Origin of the sequence: Clostridium thermopalmarium DSM 5974 (genome assembly GCF_002995795.1) — a bacterium.
Classification (GTDB): Bacteria; Bacillota; Clostridia; order Clostridiales; family Clostridiaceae; genus Clostridium_H; species Clostridium_H thermopalmarium.
In genome coordinates, this window is record NZ_PVXN01000069.1 from 1 (window position 1) to 19,785 (window position 19,785).

Annotated in this window: 18 protein-coding genes and 1 pseudogene; 5 read left to right on the forward strand and 14 right to left on the reverse strand. The window is 29.8% G+C overall.

Features of this window, described 5'->3' with window-relative positions; genetic code table 11:
- Positions 1-176: 176 nt before the first annotated feature.
- A complete protein-coding gene (locus CPAL_RS13285; protein ID WP_061858865.1) occupies positions 177-380 on the reverse strand; it encodes a heavy-metal-associated domain-containing protein in 204 nt (67 codons plus the stop codon).
- A 153-nt stretch (positions 381-533) separates the two neighbouring features.
- On the opposite strand from CPAL_RS13285, the gene CPAL_RS13290 reads away from it, so the two are divergent.
- Positions 534-1,583 (forward strand): DNA polymerase IV, encoded by a 1,050-nt coding sequence (locus tag CPAL_RS13290; RefSeq protein WP_061858866.1) that lies wholly within the window; start codon positions 534-536, stop codon positions 1,581-1,583.
- A gap of 13 nt (positions 1,584-1,596) precedes the next feature.
- Here the strand turns inward: CPAL_RS13290 and CPAL_RS13295 are convergent, their stop codons facing one another.
- The 8 genes and pseudogenes from CPAL_RS13295 to CPAL_RS13330 all read right to left on the reverse strand — a co-directional run bounded on the left by CPAL_RS13295 (position 1,597) and on the right by CPAL_RS13330 (position 12,212).
- Positions 1,597-2,103 (reverse strand): PIN domain-containing protein, encoded by a 507-nt coding sequence (locus CPAL_RS13295; RefSeq protein ID WP_061858867.1) that lies wholly within the window; start codon positions 2,101-2,103, stop codon positions 1,597-1,599.
- Between the two features lie 176 nt (positions 2,104-2,279).
- A complete protein-coding gene (locus CPAL_RS13300) occupies positions 2,280-3,668 on the reverse strand; it encodes a glycoside hydrolase family 1 protein (RefSeq protein ID WP_061858868.1) in 1,389 nt (462 codons plus the stop codon).
- Between the two features lies 1 nt (position 3,669).
- Positions 3,670-3,981 carry a PTS lactose/cellobiose transporter subunit IIA gene (locus tag CPAL_RS13305; RefSeq protein WP_061858869.1) on the reverse strand — a complete coding sequence of 104 codons (312 nt, stop codon included), beginning with the start codon at positions 3,979-3,981 and terminating at the stop codon, positions 3,670-3,672.
- A gap of 78 nt (positions 3,982-4,059) precedes the next feature.
- A complete protein-coding gene (gene celB / locus CPAL_RS13310; protein ID WP_106024832.1) occupies positions 4,060-5,415 on the reverse strand; it encodes a PTS cellobiose transporter subunit IIC in 1,356 nt (451 codons plus the stop codon).
- 22 nt (positions 5,416-5,437) lie between these two features.
- Entirely contained in the window at positions 5,438-5,743 is a 306-nt protein-coding gene (locus CPAL_RS13315) for a PTS sugar transporter subunit IIB (protein WP_061858871.1), read from the reverse strand.
- A 477-nt stretch (positions 5,744-6,220) separates the two neighbouring features.
- Positions 6,221-8,974 carry a sigma-54-dependent transcriptional regulator gene (locus tag CPAL_RS13320; protein ID WP_061858872.1) on the reverse strand — a complete coding sequence of 918 codons (2,754 nt, stop codon included), beginning with the start codon at positions 8,972-8,974 and terminating at the stop codon, positions 6,221-6,223.
- Positions 8,975-9,259: 285 nt separating this feature from the next.
- Positions 9,260-9,715 (reverse strand): DUF2383 domain-containing protein, encoded by a 456-nt coding sequence (locus tag CPAL_RS13325; protein ID WP_061858873.1) that lies wholly within the window; start codon positions 9,713-9,715, stop codon positions 9,260-9,262.
- 76 nt (positions 9,716-9,791) lie between these two features.
- A pseudogene (locus CPAL_RS13330) lies at positions 9,792-12,212 on the reverse strand (GxGYxYP domain-containing protein).
- A 374-nt stretch (positions 12,213-12,586) separates the two neighbouring features.
- Here CPAL_RS13330 and CPAL_RS13335 point away from each other — a divergent pair.
- Positions 12,587-13,192: a cysteine hydrolase family protein gene (locus CPAL_RS13335; RefSeq protein WP_165815373.1), complete on the forward strand. Its 606-nt coding sequence runs from the start codon at positions 12,587-12,589 to the stop codon at positions 13,190-13,192.
- 138 nt (positions 13,193-13,330) lie between these two features.
- Here the strand turns inward: CPAL_RS13335 and CPAL_RS13340 are convergent, their stop codons facing one another.
- From CPAL_RS13340 to CPAL_RS13350, 3 genes are read right to left on the reverse strand one after another with little or no spacing between them, the layout of a single operon-like run.
- Complete coding sequence (locus CPAL_RS13340; protein ID WP_061858875.1) at positions 13,331-14,026, reverse strand: amino acid ABC transporter ATP-binding protein; 696 nt, start codon at positions 14,024-14,026, stop codon at positions 13,331-13,333.
- A 19-nt stretch (positions 14,027-14,045) separates the two neighbouring features.
- Positions 14,046-14,687, reverse strand: coding sequence for an amino acid ABC transporter permease (locus CPAL_RS13345; RefSeq protein WP_061858876.1), 642 nt, complete (start codon positions 14,685-14,687; stop codon positions 14,046-14,048).
- Positions 14,688-14,710: 23 nt separating this feature from the next.
- Entirely contained in the window at positions 14,711-15,517 is an 807-nt protein-coding gene (locus tag CPAL_RS13350) for an amino acid ABC transporter substrate-binding protein (RefSeq protein ID WP_061858877.1), read from the reverse strand.
- A 235-nt stretch (positions 15,518-15,752) separates the two neighbouring features.
- On the opposite strand from CPAL_RS13350, the gene CPAL_RS13355 reads away from it, so the two are divergent.
- Positions 15,753-16,478 carry an ABC transporter ATP-binding protein gene (locus CPAL_RS13355; protein WP_061858878.1) on the forward strand — a complete coding sequence of 242 codons (726 nt, stop codon included), beginning with the start codon at positions 15,753-15,755 and terminating at the stop codon, positions 16,476-16,478.
- Positions 16,471-18,135 carry a putative ABC transporter permease subunit gene (locus CPAL_RS13360; protein WP_061858879.1) on the forward strand — a complete coding sequence of 555 codons (1,665 nt, stop codon included), beginning with the start codon at positions 16,471-16,473 and terminating at the stop codon, positions 18,133-18,135. Before CPAL_RS13355 ends, CPAL_RS13360 begins: the two co-directional genes overlap by 8 nt.
- Positions 18,136-18,198: 63 nt before the next feature.
- Here CPAL_RS13360 and CPAL_RS13365 read toward each other — a convergent pair whose 3' ends face one another.
- Entirely contained in the window at positions 18,199-18,576 is a 378-nt protein-coding gene (locus CPAL_RS13365; protein ID WP_061858880.1) for a PH domain-containing protein, read from the reverse strand.
- Positions 18,577-18,767: 191 nt separating this feature from the next.
- Here CPAL_RS13365 and CPAL_RS13370 point away from each other — a divergent pair, with 191 nt between their 5' ends.
- Entirely contained in the window at positions 18,768-19,385 is a 618-nt protein-coding gene (locus CPAL_RS13370) for a 3'-5' exonuclease (RefSeq protein WP_061858881.1), read from the forward strand.
- A 117-nt stretch (positions 19,386-19,502) separates the two neighbouring features.
- Here the strand turns inward: CPAL_RS13370 and CPAL_RS13375 are convergent, their stop codons facing one another.
- Positions 19,503-19,760, reverse strand: coding sequence for a PepSY domain-containing protein (locus tag CPAL_RS13375; protein WP_106024833.1), 258 nt, complete (start codon positions 19,758-19,760; stop codon positions 19,503-19,505).
- Positions 19,761-19,785: the final 25 nt, after the last annotated feature.

Sequence of the window (19,785 nt, forward strand, 5' to 3'; positions counted from 1 at the left end):
TTCATTTTTAAACCCTAAATTTTTTCCAGTAAAAATCGGAATTTACATATTTCAATTATTATTCATCTAAACCATTACATATCAAGGGGCTACGCCCTATTTATTTTTTAATCTGCGAAACTTCTGTCTTAGTTTTATAAATAAAAATAATAAGTTTCTTAGATATTCTAAGAAACTTAAATAATGTTATATCCTGTATGTTCAATACATCTTTTAATTTTCTGTGGATTTGCTGGCGGATTATATTCTACCTCAACTGTTCCTCTTGCAATATCTACTGCTACTTCTTGAACTCCTTCTATTTTATCTAAAGCATTGCGCAGCTTTGTTCTACTTTCTGAATTCACAAGTCCTGAAACATTATAATGTACTGTTAACATATATTTTCTCTCCTTTTTACATATACTTTTTAATATTAGTATGGAATGAACATAATTTTTTTATCCAACCTTACTTTATATATTTCATCTCAAATCTCTTATCCATATGTTATAATACATAATGTTATATAAAGTTTCCTGGAGGAATTCTAAATGGAAAGAGTTATAATGCATGTAGATATGGATGCTTTTTTTGCTTCCATTGAAATTGTAGATAACCCAAACCTTAAAGGAAAACCCGTTATAGTAGGTGGAACTTCTGAGCGAGGTGTAGTTGCAACCTGTTCTTATGAAGCAAGAAAATACGGCGTAAGAAGTGCTATGCCCATTTACATGGCTAAATCCAAATGTCCTCATGGCATATTTTTACCTACAAGAATGTCTAGATATAAAGAGGTTTCGAAAGAAATATTTAAAATATTTTACACTTTAACCCCTTATGTAGAACCTGTCAGCATAGATGAAGCTTATTTAGATATTACACACTCTAAAATTCAGCCTCTAAAGGCAGCTAAATACATAAAAGAAGAAGTTAAAAGAACTACCCGTCTCACTTTATCTGTAGGTATATCTTTTAACAAATTTCTAGCTAAGATAGCTTCAGATTGGAATAAACCTAATGGACTTAAGATTATAACTAAAGATATGATACCAAAAATTCTATTTCCTTTACCTATTGATAAAGTTTATGGTCTTGGAAAAAAATCTGTAAAAAAACTTAATAATATAGGCGTATTTACTGTTGAAGAACTTTACAATCTTCCTCTTGATATTTTAGTTCAGTTTTTTGGAAAATACGGTATAGAGATATATGAAAGGATAAGAGGAATTGACAAAAGAAAAGTAGAAATTTCTAGGCAGAGAAAGTCCATAGGAAAAGAAACTACCCTAAAAAGAGATACTGATGATAAAGATGAACTTAAAGAATACATAAAAAACTTTTGTTCTTCTATCTCCAAAGATTTATCAAGCAAAAATGTTAGTGGAAAGACTATAACATTAAAAATAAAAACCTCATCTTTTAAAAATCATACAAAAAGCAGAACTCTATCTTCATACATATCAAGAGATGAGGATATTTATAAAGAAGCATGTGAAATATTGGATAGCATAGAACTAAGTGAACAAATCAGACTTATAGGAGTATCTATTTCTTCTCTAAAAGAAAACAAAATTAAGCAGATGACTCTATTCGATTACTAGATGCTATGAATTATTAATATAATTCTAGATTTACATCCTCTATAAATTCATTAAAATTCATAACCCTAGAAGGTCCAACAATGCTTTTAGCGCTATTTAATAAGCTTTTATCTTCTGTAACCAATATATAATCTTTGTTAGCTTGGCAAGCGTATATGAGGCTATAATCGTTTTTAGATATTTTATTATCATTGACCATATAAATATTTTTATTGGGATAATATTTTATAGCGCTGTTCTTTTCATAATTATAATCTGAGTTTTCTTTATTAGAATATCCTGTAGAAAGCCCATCAATATCTATATCTATTATATTTTCTAATAGCTCTATAAATCTGTTTGTAAGCACTCTATTGCCGTTAAATTCTCCAAATTCTTTTACAGATAATTCCTCCGCTATATATCTTGGAATCTTAAAGTCTACTTTCTCAGATTTATTCATATCATTCAAAAGATTAGGGCATATTTTCCATATCTTTATGACTATATTGGTATCTAATAAATACTTTTTGATTATCATTTTCTTATCTCCTCGTAAAAAATAAACACTTATTATACAACTTTATAGATATTTCATTTATTATTATACAACTTTTCTCAATAATATAGTTAACTAATTCTAAATTTACTATTCTAGAATAACAGAAACGCTCTCATCTCTTAATATAGATGAGAGCATTTTTTATCTCTGCTTAATTAGAATCCATTATTCTTTGATACTTCTTTTATCCAATAACCGCTCTTTTTAATAATTCTCTCTTGAGTTTTTAAATCTAACTGTACAAACCCATATCTATTTTTATAAGCATTAGTCCAAGACCAATTATCTATAAAGGTCCACATATGATATCCTTTCACATTACATCCTTCTTGAATTCCTTTATGAAGCCACTTTAAGTGCTCAGATATAAACTCTATTCTATAGTCATCTTCTATTCTGCCATTTCTTATAAATCTCTCTTCATTTTGAACTCCCATACCATTTTCAGAAACATACCATTCAATGTTTCCATAGTTATCTCTTATGTTTATTGCTATATCATATATTCCCTTTTCATAGATTTCCCATCCTCTATAAGGGTTCATCTTTCTTCCTGGCATTTCATAATTGTCAAAGAAATTGTCTGGCATAAGAGGTGATTCAGGATTTGGCATGCAGGCTTTAGCCTTTATCCTTCTTGGCTGATAGTAGTTTACTCCTAATAAATCTATTTTATTATTCTTTAATAATTCCTTATCTTCTTTTTCTACCTTTGGCATTAAATTATGCTTCTTTATTAATTCTACTAATTCATAAGGATATTCTCCTCTTACAGCAGGGTCTAAGAAACTCCTATTAAATAATAAATCAGCTATATTAGCAGCTTTTAAATCTGCTGGATTATTGCTTCTTGGATAAGAAGGTGTTAAATTTAATATTATCCCTATCTTTCCGTCTTTAATATTTGATTTTTTAAATTCTTCTACAGCTTTTGCATGAGCTATTACAGTATTATAAGCTACCTGAACAGCTCTATTAAAATCTACTACATTAGGATAATGAAAATCATATAAATATCCACCTTCAACTGGAACTACTGGTTCATTAAATGTAAACCACTTCTTAACTCTATCGCCGAATAACCGAAAGCAGATTTTTGCGTAATTAGAGTAAGCATCTACTACTTCTCTGCTCTCCCATCCGCCTTTTTGCTGCATTTCTAAAGGCATATCAAAATGAAACAAAGTTATAAAAGGTTCTATATTGTTTTTTAATAGTTCATTTATTACTTTATTATAGAAATCTATTGCCTTTTCATTTACTTTTCCAACTCCCCCAGGAATTAACCTAGACCAAGATATTGAAAATCTAAAACTATTATGCCCTAATTCCTTCATCATTTTTATATCTTCTTTATATCTATGATAAAAATCCGTTGTAGTATCAGGTCCTACTCCATCAAAAAATCTATTAGGTTCTTTTTCGTACCAATGATCCCATATATTTAATCCTTTTCCATCCTCCCTTGAAGCACCTTCCATTTGTGCGGCTGATGATGCGCTTCCCCACCAAAAGCCTTCTGGAAACCTATATTTAATTGTCATTTTATCTCCCCCCTAATTTTTTATAGAGTTCCACAATTTCTGCCGCTAAATCTCTAACAGTCATTGCTGTCATAAGATGATCTTGTGCATGTACTAGTAATATATTTACAGGATTTGATTTTCCATCTGCTTCTGCTTGTATTAATTGTGTTTGAAAATTATGAGCTTTACCTAATTCCTCTGTAGCTTGTTTAAGAAGTTCTTCAGCCCTTTCAAAATTTCCCTGTTTTGCTTCTTGTATAGCCTCCATAGCACTAGATCTTCCATTTCCTGAGAACAATATTAATTCAAATGCTATATTGTTTGTATCCATACTAATTCCTCCATTATTAGTGTTTTAACAATAACTAAATATTTTTCTATCGTTAATTTGAATATAATTTTATTATATTTAATTCGATGTTATAGTTTTAGAATTTTTATTTGCTCTTACTTCTAAGTTATTCTTTTCTGCTTCTTTTTCTGATTTATGATATTGTCTATCAATCATGATTATGAACGGCATCCATATTATAAGAACTATTGCTAAGTTAACTAATTGTAAAATACCACCTGCTATTGAGTTCGTAGCTAAAATACCACTAAAGAATATTGGTACTGTCCATGGTACATCTACTCCTGTTGTAGGTGGAACAAGGCCTGTTGCCATGGCAAAATAAGTTACTGCTGTTACAACCATTGGTGCTAAAATCCATGGTATTAAAATTGCTGGATTTAAAACTATTGGTAATCCAAAAATTACAGGCTCATTTACATTGAATATACCTGCTGGTCCTGCTAGCTTGCTTAATTCCTTTAATTGTTTGCTCTTTGCTAAAATAATTATTCCAACTATTACAGCTAATGTCATACCAGTTCCGCCCATGCCTACTGTAAATGTATCCATAAATTGTTTAGTTACAATGTGAGGCAACTTTTCAGCACCTGATTGGAAAGCCTGCAAGTTTTCCAAAGATAAAGCTCTCCAAATTGGTTCAAATACTGAATTTATTATAATTTGTCCATGTAATCCAAAGAACCATAGTAATTGTGTAAAGACTATTGCTATTAAAGTTGCTCCTAGTCCAGAACTAAGCTTCATAAGAGGTGCTTGTATTGATTGATATATAAAGTCATGAATATTTCCCCAAGGTGTAAATGTAAATATTATTCTAACAGCAAGGAAGAAAGTTAATGTTATAAATGCTGGAATAAGTGAACTAAAAGACCTTGAAACCGCATCTGGAACTCCTGCTGGCATCTTTATTGTCCAATTTTTTTGAACTATAATTCTATAAATTTCTACCGCTATGATTGATGATATAATTCCGACAAACATTCCTTTTGCACCTAGTCTATCTAAAGCAATTACCCCATCTACAACATCCTGTGCATTTTCTCCATACTGCATTGTAAAAGGAGTAAGTAGTAAAAATGCTGAAACCGCTACTGCAGCTCCATATACAGGTTCTACCTTATACTTCTTGCTTAAACTATATCCAAATCCAAAAACCACAAATAATGTCATAATAGACATTGTAGCATTGGATGCTGCTCCTAATAGATTTTTTAATTGATTTAATCTGCCTTCACCTAAAATTTTTTCCAAATATGGCAAATTAGATATAACTACAAATACCGACCCAAATATGATTAGAGGCAGTGTTAACATAAAGGCATCTCTTAATGCAGATAAGTATTTATTATTATTTAGTTTATCAGCTATAGGCATTAAATGTTTTTCTAAAAAATTCATAAACTTTTCCATAAAACAAATCCCCCTATAATTTTTATTTTCCAAGCATACTCATTGCTGTATTTAAAATGGCATTTCCATCACATCTGCCATAATCTAAAGGTTTAATTACATCAATCTTTACTCCAAACTCACTAGCTTTAGCTTCTAATTTTCCTTTTAAAAATCTCATTTGTGGTCCTATTAATAAGACATCTGCCTTTTTCATTTCTTCTTCAACTACATCTTGAGAAACAGCCCAAATTTTACAATCTATACCTCTTTGTTTAGCTGCTTCTTGCATTTTCTTTACTACTAAACTTGTTGACATTCCTGATGCACATGCTAATAAAATATTCATTAATGATTCCTCCTAAATATATATTTTTTCTCTTTATTTTTTTACACTTATTTGTAAAGCAATACATATGCCAAAACTTCTTCATATTACTTAATTATTTATAATTTTATATTGTTTTTGATAAAAATTCTTTGTAAACATATTCATAAACCTTTGATTTTACTGACTTAAAATATTTTTCTATAATAACAACATTTGTGTAATTTTTTGTATATTATTCCAATAATAAACTACAACCTTCGCAAATAATTTGTACTTTTTTCATACACATCGTTAATTTTTTATACACATTCTACATAATTGTTATGTGTATAAAAATTATTTATACACAATATCTAGTATAATAAATATATTTATACACATATAATCTAATAAATTTTCTCTTTAGATAGATTACCAAAATGAATTTATTACAAAAATAAACACTATTAATTTACTGTTCCATAAGAACAGCAATAATAGTGCTTATATTAATTTCTATATACTAAGAATTATCATCAACATATAAGATAACTCATCATCTGAAAATTTTATACTGTAGAAATTTTCAATTGTTGATAATGCCTCTTTTAACTCTATATATTCCTTTGAAAATGTTTCTATTATTTGATTTTTTCTAGAACACTCTGATGTTTTTTCTTTATTTATTAGTCTTACTATAGCACAAGCTAAATGTAGTATAAATCCTGAAATTTTATATAAATCTAAATCTCTAGTTATATTATTCCTAATGGAATCTATTAAGTTTATACACATAGGTTTAAACTCTGATATACTTATTTCCTTTATCTCATTTTCTAAATTGTCAAATATATCCCTATAAAAATCCTGTAGAGGGGTTACTCTACTTACTATATTTTTTAGCCTTGTATAATTGCTGTCCATAAATAATTCTGAAATTGGTATAAAAGGTATATCATAAATATTAGGATTTACGCTTCCAGCTACTGCAATTATTTTCTTTTTCTTTGACAATGTATTTATTGTATTATACATCTCCTTTTTATCGTTAGCAGATATCGCTATAACCTGTATATCTTTTTCACTTAAATTAATTTTTTCTTCTATCATATTTTTTAATTTAATAGCACTACCTTCGCCAGTTATACAAGTTGTTATTATTATATTATCCTTACTTGGAATATAGTTTTGCGTTAAACTATTGCTATAACTATTTAAAAAGCTTACCGATTGCTTTGCTTCTTCCCATATTTGATCTATATCATTATTAGTTAAGGCCTTTCTTGCACATTCTATAACTAAAAGAGTAGATACCATGCTAATAACCCTTATTTCTATGCCAGTTTCTTCGCTTATAAGTTCTCCAAACATTCCCAATGAACCCATGTCTACTAATAGTATTACTCCTTCATTTTGATGATTAGCAATTATTAAATTTTTAAGTTCGTTATATGCAACCTTTGGCTTTTTATCAAGGTTCATATCATAAGCATAAACATTGTTTGCTCCAACTAGCTTATTTGCTACTTCCGCCATAGAAGAGGCTGTACTTCTTCCATGCATAGCCACAACAATGATTGGTTTATTATTCATGCATCCATCTTCTATATCCTCTACACACAAAAACATAGATAAAAATCCAACTTCATCTGCAGGAATCTTTATATTAAATTCTTCCTCTAACTTATTTGCTAGAATTAAACCTAATCCATACTCCTCTCCATGTTTTTGTATTATCTCATTTAAATTATGATTAATTATTTTCTTACCTTGAAGTATTCTTTCTATACTAGAGCTCACATGAAGGCACAAACCGTAAAATACTTTTGTAGGAAAATTCCTCATAAGTTTTTTTGATGCTGTTTTCAAAAAATCCTCAATTATACAAATAATCTTATTATCCACAATCTTAGATAGCTCGTCCTTATTTATTTCTTGTTCAAATTTACCTATATATTTGTTAAAATAATTTTTTATATCAAAAGACATAATAAAGTTAATATCCGATTCTTCTACTCCTCGATTTTTTAATTCTTTAATCCTTTTTTCAATGATTTCATAAAAATTATCTGGCAATAAATCATATTCTGATTTTTTCTGTAATTTTGCACCCTTATGGTTAAATTTAAGTTTAGTATCTTCTTTAATAATTTCATCTACCTTATAAGAATACTGCTTGTACAGAACTAATCCTTGTCTTACATTGTTGGGAAAATCCGTGCTGTATACCTGCATTTTCTTTTCTCCTCTAGATACAAACTTTAAAAAAGCATTAGCGCACCCAAGCTGTATGTCACTTTTTAATTGACCTATATTACCAGGACAATTATATAACAGAAGACTTCTGATTGTATTTGTGGATACAGTAATCTCTCTTCCAATCCTTTTTGATTCTATTTTAAAAAAATTGCAAATCAATTCAAATCTTTCTTCTAAAGTTCTATCTTTCAACGCAGGTATATTTATAGTCATAGGAATTCTTCTAGTAAAAGTGGTTAACAAGGCACTGTCCACATTTTCTGTAGTAGCACATATTATAAGTACTTTACTAGTTTTCTTTTTTTCTATATCTCCTAGAGGAGTATAAAATCCCTTATCAATTAACATAAATAACATTTCTTGTCCCTCTGGAGGCAATCTGTGTACCTCATCTAAGAATAGAACTCCTCCGTTTGCTTTATCTACAAGTCCAATTCTATCCCTATCAGCTCCTGTAAAAGCTCCCTTTTTGCTCCCAAAGAGATGGGCCATCAAGAGTTGTTGGTTATTCGCATAATCAGCACAGTTAAATGACACAAATGGAGCATCATGAGAAATAACCCCTTTTTCTATTGCAAACCTATACATTAGTTCTGCAAACATAGTCTTTCCAACTCCTGTTGGACCTAACAATAAAGTGTGCAAACCATTAGGAGGATAAAGAATTGCTGCCTTGGCCTGCTGAACGCTCTTTTTCAAGCTTCCATTTACCCCAATTACTGTATCAAGACTAACGCTTGATGATACAATATTTTCATTCGCTTTAGATAAATTATCATTTTCTTTATTGGATAAAATAACTGTATATATTATAGGTTTTCCTTTTATCTTAAAAACCTTTCCCTCTTTGCACAATTTATTTAATATAGAACTTACATTAGTCCTTTGCATTGATAATCCTTCTGCAATTTCTTTAGTAGAAAGCCCTATGCTGTCCTTTTTCTCCAAAGATTTTTGTTCCTGGCACTTATCATATAAATACTTAAAAACCTTTTCTTTTGACTTGCTCACAGCATAATCACCTACCAACTTTTATATCAATAACTTACTAAATAACCTTGGGATTTATTATAACATATTTACTAATGTTTATACACTTATACACATATTGAAATAAAAAAAGATCTGCCATATTATTACTTATTAGCAGACCTCTACTCTATTTATTCATTACTTATTTTGCTATTTATATAATTTAAACTTGATCCTATGAAACCATTCTTCATATTTTTATCAAATAATATCAAGCTTTATTGACAAAAATTGCAAATTACTAAATTTAAGACTACCAGCACACTAATGTGTATACTTTTTCATTATCTGTTTTATCTTTCTTAAATGATTATCATAGTCACTTACAACAGCTTTTACTTCTTTTAATAGACTAGGATTCAAATTTTTATTTTCTTCTACAAACTTCTTTCCTTGATATATCCCCATTTCCATGGCACGCACTGCATGCTGGCATACTTCTAAATCTGTATTAACAGGTATTAACTTTATTTTCTCAAAAAACTCAGAAATAGTTCCCATAAATCCTAAAGTATCTGGAGCATCCTCCCCCATTTCTTCTATTCTATTAGTTATAGCTTCTTCATGTCTTTTAAAAGATTCTATAATCTCTTTTAGTTCCTTTTTTAGCTCTGCATCCTCGGCTTTGGCAAGATAATCCTTAAACGTACTTCCTCCCATATGAACTCCTTTTAAAAATTTGTTCATTTCCTTTGCATTACATTTTATATTTTCACTCATGATTCTCACCTCTAATTTATTATTTGCAGCGAATCTTTAATTATGTGAATATAAAATAGTTGCCCCATTGGATATGCTAATGCTCAACATTATTACGTATCAATTTCATGAACATTTCAGGAGTTACTATCCTTACTTTTGGATTCTGACTTAACCTGCTTACAACATCTTCAACATTATTAACATCTTTGCTCCAAACATGAACATAGACGAAAGTATATGCACTAGGTTTTTTTACATCTATTTCTCCCAAAGCAATTCTATCATTGATTGTTTTTATCAATTCATCTTCACTCTCAAAATTATTCCACAATAAATCCCTGCAAGAAACGACAGGCTTATTATTAGACCATATAATTTCTCCTTGAAATTTATCATGTCTGCTATAATCAAGGTAAAACAATCCATCTATGTTTGATTTTTCAGTAAACTTATCCCATAGCTTTACATCATGAAATGAATAATCATCAATTATTGACACATACTTTTCATTTACTTTTCCCATGTAATTATTTAGTTCATTAATGAATGGGCCCAGTTTACTTTTATCAAATTTGCTTGGAAAATATATCCATTTCCTGATGGTGGTACAATAAAATTGTTCTCTACTTTTTCATTGCTTATACTTTGGTAATACATTTGAAATACAGTAGGTGCTAAATAATATAATGATGGACTCATAGACCACCCTAATTTAAGCCCATCCCTATTAGGATTTCCAAACCATTTATAGTTAGAATAATTATTGCCTAGATTCCACTGCTGATTATCCCCATCTGACATTAAAAATGTCACATAATGCACATTGTCTTCTTTTTTAATAGATGGTAATGCTTTCTTTGGTATAGATTTTAAAGGGAATGCACTTAATGTGGTCAGATTATATGACCAATCTGCTGCAACTACAGATACGCCATATTTTGAAGCTGTACTAACATTAATAAATTCATCCGGTCCCCATCCTAAACATGCAGCATTGCCATTCATTGATGAAAATACCTTACTTCTGAAATCAGTTTTATTTACAATGTTTTCATAAAACACTAAAGATTTTGTCATAATAGCATAATCTCTTAAGGGAGCCGCCTTGTCAGGAGAAAGCTGAATGACCATGGAGTGATTTAACCCTTTGTTCCACAGATTTTCATATGCCCAGCTTTCGTCAGTATTTCTACAATCTCCTATGATTTTTTTTTATACCATAAAGTTTCACTTTATCCTCAATTGATTCTTCAACTACTATAGCATTGTTTAATGAAGCAAGAGAACAAGCATTATTTATTGAAGGATCTCTTGGTGATTTTCTCTTATAAAGGACATATCCATTTATATAGTTTTTGTAAATTCTGATTAACTCCCAAGGATCCGAAATCATTGTGTACGAGACATTATAATTATTTTTTAAATCCTCTAACCATATTTTATAATCTGGATGCGAATAGCTTATGGTGTATATTTGAGAAGAAGAGCGTCCATTCACTATTCCCTGAAGGCTTGAAATTAAGGTCTTTTCACTAGATTTCATAGAATCTAGTGAAACAACATATAGACTTTTTGGCATTACTGGATTTTTTATATAGCTAAAAGAAGTATTAGAGCTATTAATACGAAAAGCTGCTGAGTTGTCAGCAGCTTTTGTCCATTGGCTCCATTTTGTATCGAAATTATCTCCATTTGCTTTGCAATACTCATAGAATTTATTCAAGAAACCTATTCTTTCTTTGTTGTAGAATGATTGTACAGTACTTTCCTTATAATTTGCCAATGCTAGCTGTCTCTTTATAATATCCTCTGCACTAAGAGACTTGTAATTTTTCATCATGTCATACATGATCATAAAAGTAGAAGTTCTTCCTATGCCCTCTTTACAGTGAAAATGAAGCCAAGAGTCTTTTGGTTGATTTTTAATTATATCTACAAAGTAATCAACCATGTCATCCGTTGGTATTCCTCCATCTCTTACAGTTACCCTTTTATAAGATAAATCTTTTGACTTTACAAGCTTATCCTCATCTTGAACTTTTGTAGGCATTACAGTTAATTTAGGATGATTGTAAAAAGTAATAGGTTTATTTAATTTAATGCTGTTTAATTGTTGTGCTTCCTTTTTTAAAACCTGTTCTCTAGTTAGTCCCGCATTAGCATTATTTTTTTCATCTGCCCAACTCACTGCATATTCATTAATAAACCCATGTGACTCCTGCCTTAGATCTATTACTGTTATTGGCAATGAAGTTCCAATAGCATCAATCAACATAGGAAGGTTGTTTACCGAGAATTGCGAACTGCCTGAAATATTTAATTTATCAAGTCCTGTTAAATTTATGTCTTTATTGTTTTCTATAACCGCTAAGTTTGTAGTTTTGCGAAAATTCTTTGGCAGCGCATTTACATCATGTACTAAATCCACTACAAGATGTACATCTTTTTGAGTATCTACAGCTTGAGCTTCAATAGCTGCATTTGGCAAGAGTGATAATGAAATTGTCATTATCATAAGTAAAAATAATGCCACTTTTTTGATACTTTTACGCAAAATAATCCCTTCTTTCTATGCAAAAATAATTAAAGTGATTAATTATAGTATGACGTAACAAAATCGCATCTATTCAGGTTATCTATGGAATTACTTCCACATAGTTAAACTTTTCCCTAATAAAATGTTGACTTATAATAAAAATTAGTATTCCTAATTTCTATTTTCATTGCCAACTTCATGGTATATAAGTTTATCTTATGTTTTGTAGTATTTCTTAATAATAAGAAACTTGTCGATATTACCATATTAACTAATATCTATTGTTTGCAATGTTTTTGACTATAGCTTTTAATAAGAGTATAATTTCATTTCATCAAACATACAAAGGAGAGATGTCATATATGTTAAATAAAAAGGAAACAGCATTACTAGTAATTGATATGCAATACGGAGGTGGTGCTCCTGACGGTTCTCTGGTAAAAATGCTAAACGTTGATGTAACCAAACAAGAAGATATAGTAACTCCAATAATAAAATTAAAGGACTACTTTAATGAGAATGGAATGTTAGTTGTCAATATTAAAACCGAATATGAAGAAGACTTTAGTGACTGGAAAATGCTAGCTGAAAGATTTGAAGTAAAGAAGTACAAACACTTTGTTAAAGGCTCACTTGACGCAGAAATTATTCCTCCTTTAGCTCCGAGAGAAGGTGAAGAACTGGTAATCAAGCATAGATGGAATGCTTTTTTCAACACTAATCTAGATGAGTTACTTAAAAGTAAAAACATTAAAAATCTGATACTTGTTGGAGCTGCAACAGATGTTTGTGTATTTGAAACTTGCAGTTATGCTTTTTCTTTAAATTATAATTGTATCGTACCAATTGAGACCACGGCATCTTTTAATGCTGAAAGAAAGCAAATGGGACTTAAAATGCTTAAATTTGGAAGAGCACAGGTTGTCAACGTAGAAGAAGTATATAAGATGTTTGAATAGAATTTCACCATATAAAAACCAAGGCTAATTGATTAATCAGCCTTGGTTTTACTTTCTTAAAGATATAGGATAGAATTTATTAAACTATCTATCCTATATCTCATTTTTACTATATTTAAAATAATTGACCTACAATTTTTATATCACAGCAGTACTATACATGTGTTCTTCTTTTAATACCCCATTTTCCATAGATACGATTCTATCTGCTACTTGCTTTGCAAAAGCCATATCATGTGTAATAATTAAAACTGTCATAGACTTTTCAAAACTTAGCTTTTTTATAAGATTTGCAACTTCTCCACTTAACCCAGGATCTAAAGCAGAAGTAGGTTCATCAAAACATATAAGCTTTGGCTCCATAGCAAGAGCTCTTCCTATAGCAACTCTCTGCTTTTGTCCTCCTGATAATTCAAAAGGATAGTTTTTCTCCTTATCACTAAGTCCTAAAAATCCTAATATTTCTCTTCCTCTTTTTTCTGCTCTTTCTTTTTCAATACCTAATACCACCCTTGGTGCTTCTGTAATATTTTCTAAAACACTCATATGAGGAAATAAATTGAAGTTCTGAAATACTAGTCCAATATTTTTTCTTATCTCTATTTCTTCCTTCTTTGACACAACTTTTCCATTCTTGTATAGGTATTTACCATCTATCATAATAGAACCCTTATCAGGAGTAGTGAGGCCAGTTATGCATCTTAAAAGTGTTGTTTTTCCTCCACCAGAAGGACCAACTATAACAGTAATTTCTCCATTTTTAAGTTCAAGATTTACTCCCTTTAATACTTTATTATTATTAAAACTTTTTTCTAATCCTTCTACCTTAAGCATTATCATCCCTCCTAATCTCCTATTGATAATAACTATACCTATTTTCTATAAGTTTAAACAGTTGTGTAAATACTCCAATTAAAAGCAGATATACAACTCCTACTACAACTAGCGGTATCAAAGACGCCTGCGTATTTGATGCTATTTTACCAATCTTTAAAAGCTCGTCCAATCCTAAAACATAAACTAAAGCAGTGTCCTTTACCAAAGTTATAACTTCATTAGCCATAGCTGGCAATATTCTTTTAAAAGCCTGTGGAAGTATTATTCTAAAAAATGTATACTTCTGAGAAAATCCAAGGACCTTTGCTCCCTCATACTGCCCTTCATCTATTGAGGATATTCCTGCTCTGAATATCTCTGCAAAATAAGCTGCATAATTTAGAGTAAAAGCTATTATTGCCGCTGGAAATCTATCAAAGCTTATATTTATATTAGGTAATCCGAAGAATATAAATACTATTTGTAAAAGAAGAGGAGTTCCTCTCATAATCAATATATAAACCCCAGTTACCTTATTTAGTATTTTGTTTTTAGATAATCTTCCTATAGAAACCACTATTCCAAGAGGTATTGAAAACACTAAAGTTAGTATAAATACCTGTAAAGTTACTTTAAGTCCTTCAAAAACTTGGGGTAATAAGCTAATTATATTGTCCATGAAAATCCTCCTCTATAAAACTACTATTTAAAAATATCTTCCCCAAACCATTTTTCAGAAATAGCCTTAGCAGTGCCATCCTTTTTCATATCATCAAAAGCTTTATTAATGCTCTCTAATAGTTCCTTATCATCTTTTCTTAAACCAACACCATAAGCTTCGCTTCCAAAATCATCTTTTAATATTTTATATTTTTCTTTACCTTTTTTGTTTATATAGTATTTTGCTAAAATTTCATCTGCAACTACTGCATCAATTCTTTCTGCCTCTAAATCCATTAAAGCATCATTATTTGTGTCAAAAGTATAAATTTTTCCATCCTTAAAGCTTTTTAAAACCTCTGGCTCCTTATTTATAGCATCCACAGCACTTGATTGATTCTGAGCTCCAACCTTTGCTCCTTTTAACTCATCTTTGCTGTTTATTTTTGAATCTGCAAGAGTTATTATGATTTGTTTATTGTCTAAATAAGGTCTTGTAAAAGCTACCTTTTCTTTTCTTTCATCAGTTATGCTATACCCGTTCCATATCATATCTATTTTGCCTGAGTTAAGCTCTGATTCCTTCATAGACCAATCAATAGGCTGAAAAGTTATCTCTTTACCTATTCTTTTAGATACTTCTTTTGCAAGATCAATATCAAAGCCTGTAATCTCTCCATTCTCATCCTTAAATCCCATAGGAACAAAGGTATCATCAAATCCTAAAACCAGCTTTTCTTTTTCTGCTGCTGTGCTTGATTTATCTGTTTTGCTTCCACATCCTGTAAAACCTAACATTATTGCTCCAATAATTGATAATGTTATTATATTTTTAAATCCTTTTTTCATATTTAACTCCCCTTTTTAATTTCGTATTCTTCTTATTTCATACTTTAACACACTAAATCAATAAAGTCAATACATTTTGCTAAATCTTTTATAATAAAAATTTATCCTTTCTTTAAACTAAATATAGATATTGAAAACTGCTGAAGAATTTTCTCATACTATTCCCTTTTTGTTACTGTTATGCGTTATACTAATATAATAGATGTATTAAATAATTTTATTAAGAGGTGAAGACATGATTGAGCTTATAAATGTAAATAAAAGTTATAATAAAGTTTCAAAAGCAGTGGATAATGCTAACCTCTCAATTAATGATGGAGAGATTTTTGGATTCTTAGGTCCTAACGGTGCAGGTAAAACAACTACAATTAAAATGATTACTGGAATTTTAAAACCAGACTCTGGAAGTATAACTATCAACGGAATAAATATACAAGAAGAGCCTTTAAAAGCAAAGGAGCAATTCGGTTTTGTACCTGATAGTCCAGACATGTTTCTACGGTTAAAAGGGATAGAATATCTGAATTTTATGGCAGATGTCTACAATGTACCAAAGGAAGTAAGAAAAGATAGAATTGAAAGTTTATGTGAAAGATTTGAAATGACGTCAGCCCTTGGAGACCAGATTCAGACCTATTCTCACGGAATGAGACAGAAAATAGTCATAATGGGGGTTATGATTCACCAGCCACCTGTATGGATATTAGATGAACCTATGACAGGCCTTGATCCTAAATCATCCTATATACTAAAGCAGATGATGAGAGAACATGCGGACAGCGGTAAAACTGTTTTCTTTTCAACTCATGTTCTTGAAGTCGCAGAAAAACTATGTGATAGAGTTGCTATTATTAATAAAGGAAAAATTTTATTTTGTGGAAGCCTTGACGAACTTAAAGAACATGCTAAAGAAAATGAGTCCTTAGAAAAAATATTCTTGGAGATGACTGAAAATGAGTAAATTTATAGCTTTAACAAGAGTTCTATTAAAAAACAATGTAGAATCCTTTGGCAAAGGCGGTGGCAAATTCAAATTAAAAGGCATAGCTCTTATCATCTTTTTAATCTTGTGCTTCGCTCCATTATCTATATCTTTAGGGGCTTTTGTAAACACACTTTATGACATGTTATCACAAATAGATCAGCAGGGAGTTATCTTAGGACTTGGTTTTTCTATGTCCTGTTTAGCTATATTTTTCCTTGGAATATTCTATGTAATAGGTACATTCTATTTCTCCATGGATATAAATTATTTGCTGCCTCTTCCCCTTAGGCCATCAGAAATACTTTCTTCAAAGTTAGTAGTAGTACTTATTTATGAGTATCTAACACAAATTGTGATATTAGCTCCAATTATTATAGCCTATGGGATTAAAGATGGTGCAGGAATTTTGTACTATATATTTAGTATATTGATATTCTTAACCATACCTATAATACCTTTAATAATATCCTCCATACTGGTTATGGTAATTATGAGATTTACAAACCTAGCTAAGAATAAAGATAGATTTAATATGATTGGAGGAATAATTGCAATATTCATCGGTATTGGAATAAACATATTCATGCAAAGAACTGCATCGAATTTTACAAATCCAGAAAATATGCAAAGATTGTTTGAAGAAGGAAATAATTCTTTCATAGGCCTTGCTACGAAGTTGTTTCCAAGTGCAAAATTAGCTGCTGCAGCTTTAGCTGAAAACATTTCGAGCAGAGGATTTATAAATTTAGGACTATTCATTGTAATGACTGTGATTTCTTTAATAGTATTTATCCTTGTTGGAGAAGGTTTATATTTCAAAGGAGTTATAGGAACTTCTGAGGCTGCCTCTAAAAGAAAACAATTAAGTAATGATGAATTATACAAAGCAACAAAGCAAAATTCCATTCTTAAAGCTTATACAATAAAAGAACTTAAAATATTGTTCCGAACTCCAGCTTATTTTTTAAATTGCGTAGTTATAAACTTCTTTTGGCCTATAATTATAATTCTTCCTCTTGTTATTAATTCAGATAATATGGAAAGTTTAGAAATGATAAAAAGCTTTTTGAATACTCCTGACTACTTTTCAATTATCTTAGCTGGCTCTTCCCTTTTATTAGGTTTTGTTAGTAGTACCAATGGAGTTGCTTCTACTTCCATATCAAGGGAAGGGAAAAGCTTTTTTGTTAATAAATTTTTACCTATAAGCTATAAAAATCAAATAATAGCAAAGGTTTTATCAGGAATAATTATAAGTATAATTGGAATGGTTACTTTAATTTTTACAATTATAATAATAGCAAAACCATCTCCTTTGCTAATTATACTTATAACTATTATAGGTATGCTTGTAATATCCTTTGCAAATTTTATAGGTGTATTAATAGACTTATTCAATCCTAAATTAAATTGGGATAATGAACAAAAGGCAGTAAAACAAAATTTAAACTTGATCATAAGTTGGCCATTAATCTTAATACTGCCTGGAATTATTACATTAGTAGTATATAAACTGCATTTACCTATATCTGTAACAACTGTACTTTTAATATTAGTTTATATGGCTGCTAATGTAATTCTATATGAAGTTTTAATTAGTAAGGGAGCAAATCTATACAAAAATATAAAATAATTAATAAAAAGGCCAGAATAGCTCTATGCTCTAGAACTACTGGCCTTTAAAACTAGTCCTTTTCTATTTTAAAACATATTCAGCTAAAACGCTTTGCAGTTCATATATATTTAAACTCTTATTAAACTGCTTTTCTATAGGAACCTGAGAACCTGAAATCCATATCTTAAGTTCAGCATCCAAATCAAAATTTCCAGCTGTTTCTATACTAAAATGAGTAATATTTTTATATGGAATTGAATGATATTCTATCTTCTTACCTGTAACTCCTTGCTTATCTACTAATATAAGTCTCTTATTAGTGAATATGAACATATCACGAATAAGTTTATATGCCTTTTCAACTGATTCTGTTGAACTTAATATATTAGAATATTCCTTTTGCACTTCCTGAGTACTAACTTCTGAAGCATTACCCATTAATCCATCAAATAGTCCCATAAAAATCCTCCTAATTATTATTTTTTATTATGTGTATATTATACACATATAAGAAAACTGCATGCAATTTTATTAATCTGTTTGCCTGTGGTATTATATTAGAAATATTTTGCTCCATAAAATATTTCTATCTTGTAACATTATCCCCTCTCCATTATAATTAATAGGAGTAGACAGGGGGACTTTTGAATATGAAAATGATATTTTTTGATACAGAAACAACAGGCATAAGGCCAGGAAGCATATGTCAGCTTAGTTATATTCTAGTTGATACAAGTATAAAACCAACAAAAACCATTGGTAAAAATATATTCTTTACTGTAGAATATATAGAGCCAGAAGCAGAGCAGATTCACGGCTTTAGTGTTGAAAAACTATATGAGCTAAGTAATGGTAAATATTTTGAAGACCGTTTAGAGGAATTTTTAGATGATTTTCAAAATGCAGATATCTTAATTGGCCATAATGTTAATTTTGATATAAAATTTTTAAAATGTGAATTAGAGGGCTGCGGAGAATTTATAGAACCTAAGAATGTATTTTGTACTATGAATTATTACAGAAATATATGCAATCTAAAAAATAGCCGAAATGAAACTAAAGCTCCTAAACTTAAAGAAGCCATAGAATTTCTTAATATAAAAGAGTCTCATATAGATGCCTTGACCAAAAAGCTTTTTAATGAAACAGGAAACTTTCATGATGCTAGATTTGACACTACTGCTACATACTTACTTGTTACAGAAGGAATAAAAAAGGGATATATTCCTCCAAGATATTTTTCTAATATGGTTAATAAAAATCAATAAAAAATAGTCTTAAGTAATATGTATAAATGTTAATGACCACTGCACTTATTAAACAATGTAGTGGTCATTTTTACTTCATGTTTAAATTTAGTATTATGCTTTAAGTATCTTAATTTCTTAATCAAAATCAAAATCTCTTTCAACTTTTAATATACGCCCTGTAATTGCATCAACATGAACTTCATATACTCCTAATGAAGTACGTATATCAATTTCATAAACTAATATACCATTTTCATAGTCCAATTCCACTTTGATAACCTGACCAGGCACTCGCTGCAGAGCAATTTGAATAGCTGCCTCGCTGTTAATTCGATAACTTCTCCAGTAATTATCCCAAAAGCCATAATACAAATTATTGTAACTATTAAACATTAAGTAAACTCCTTATAAATATTAG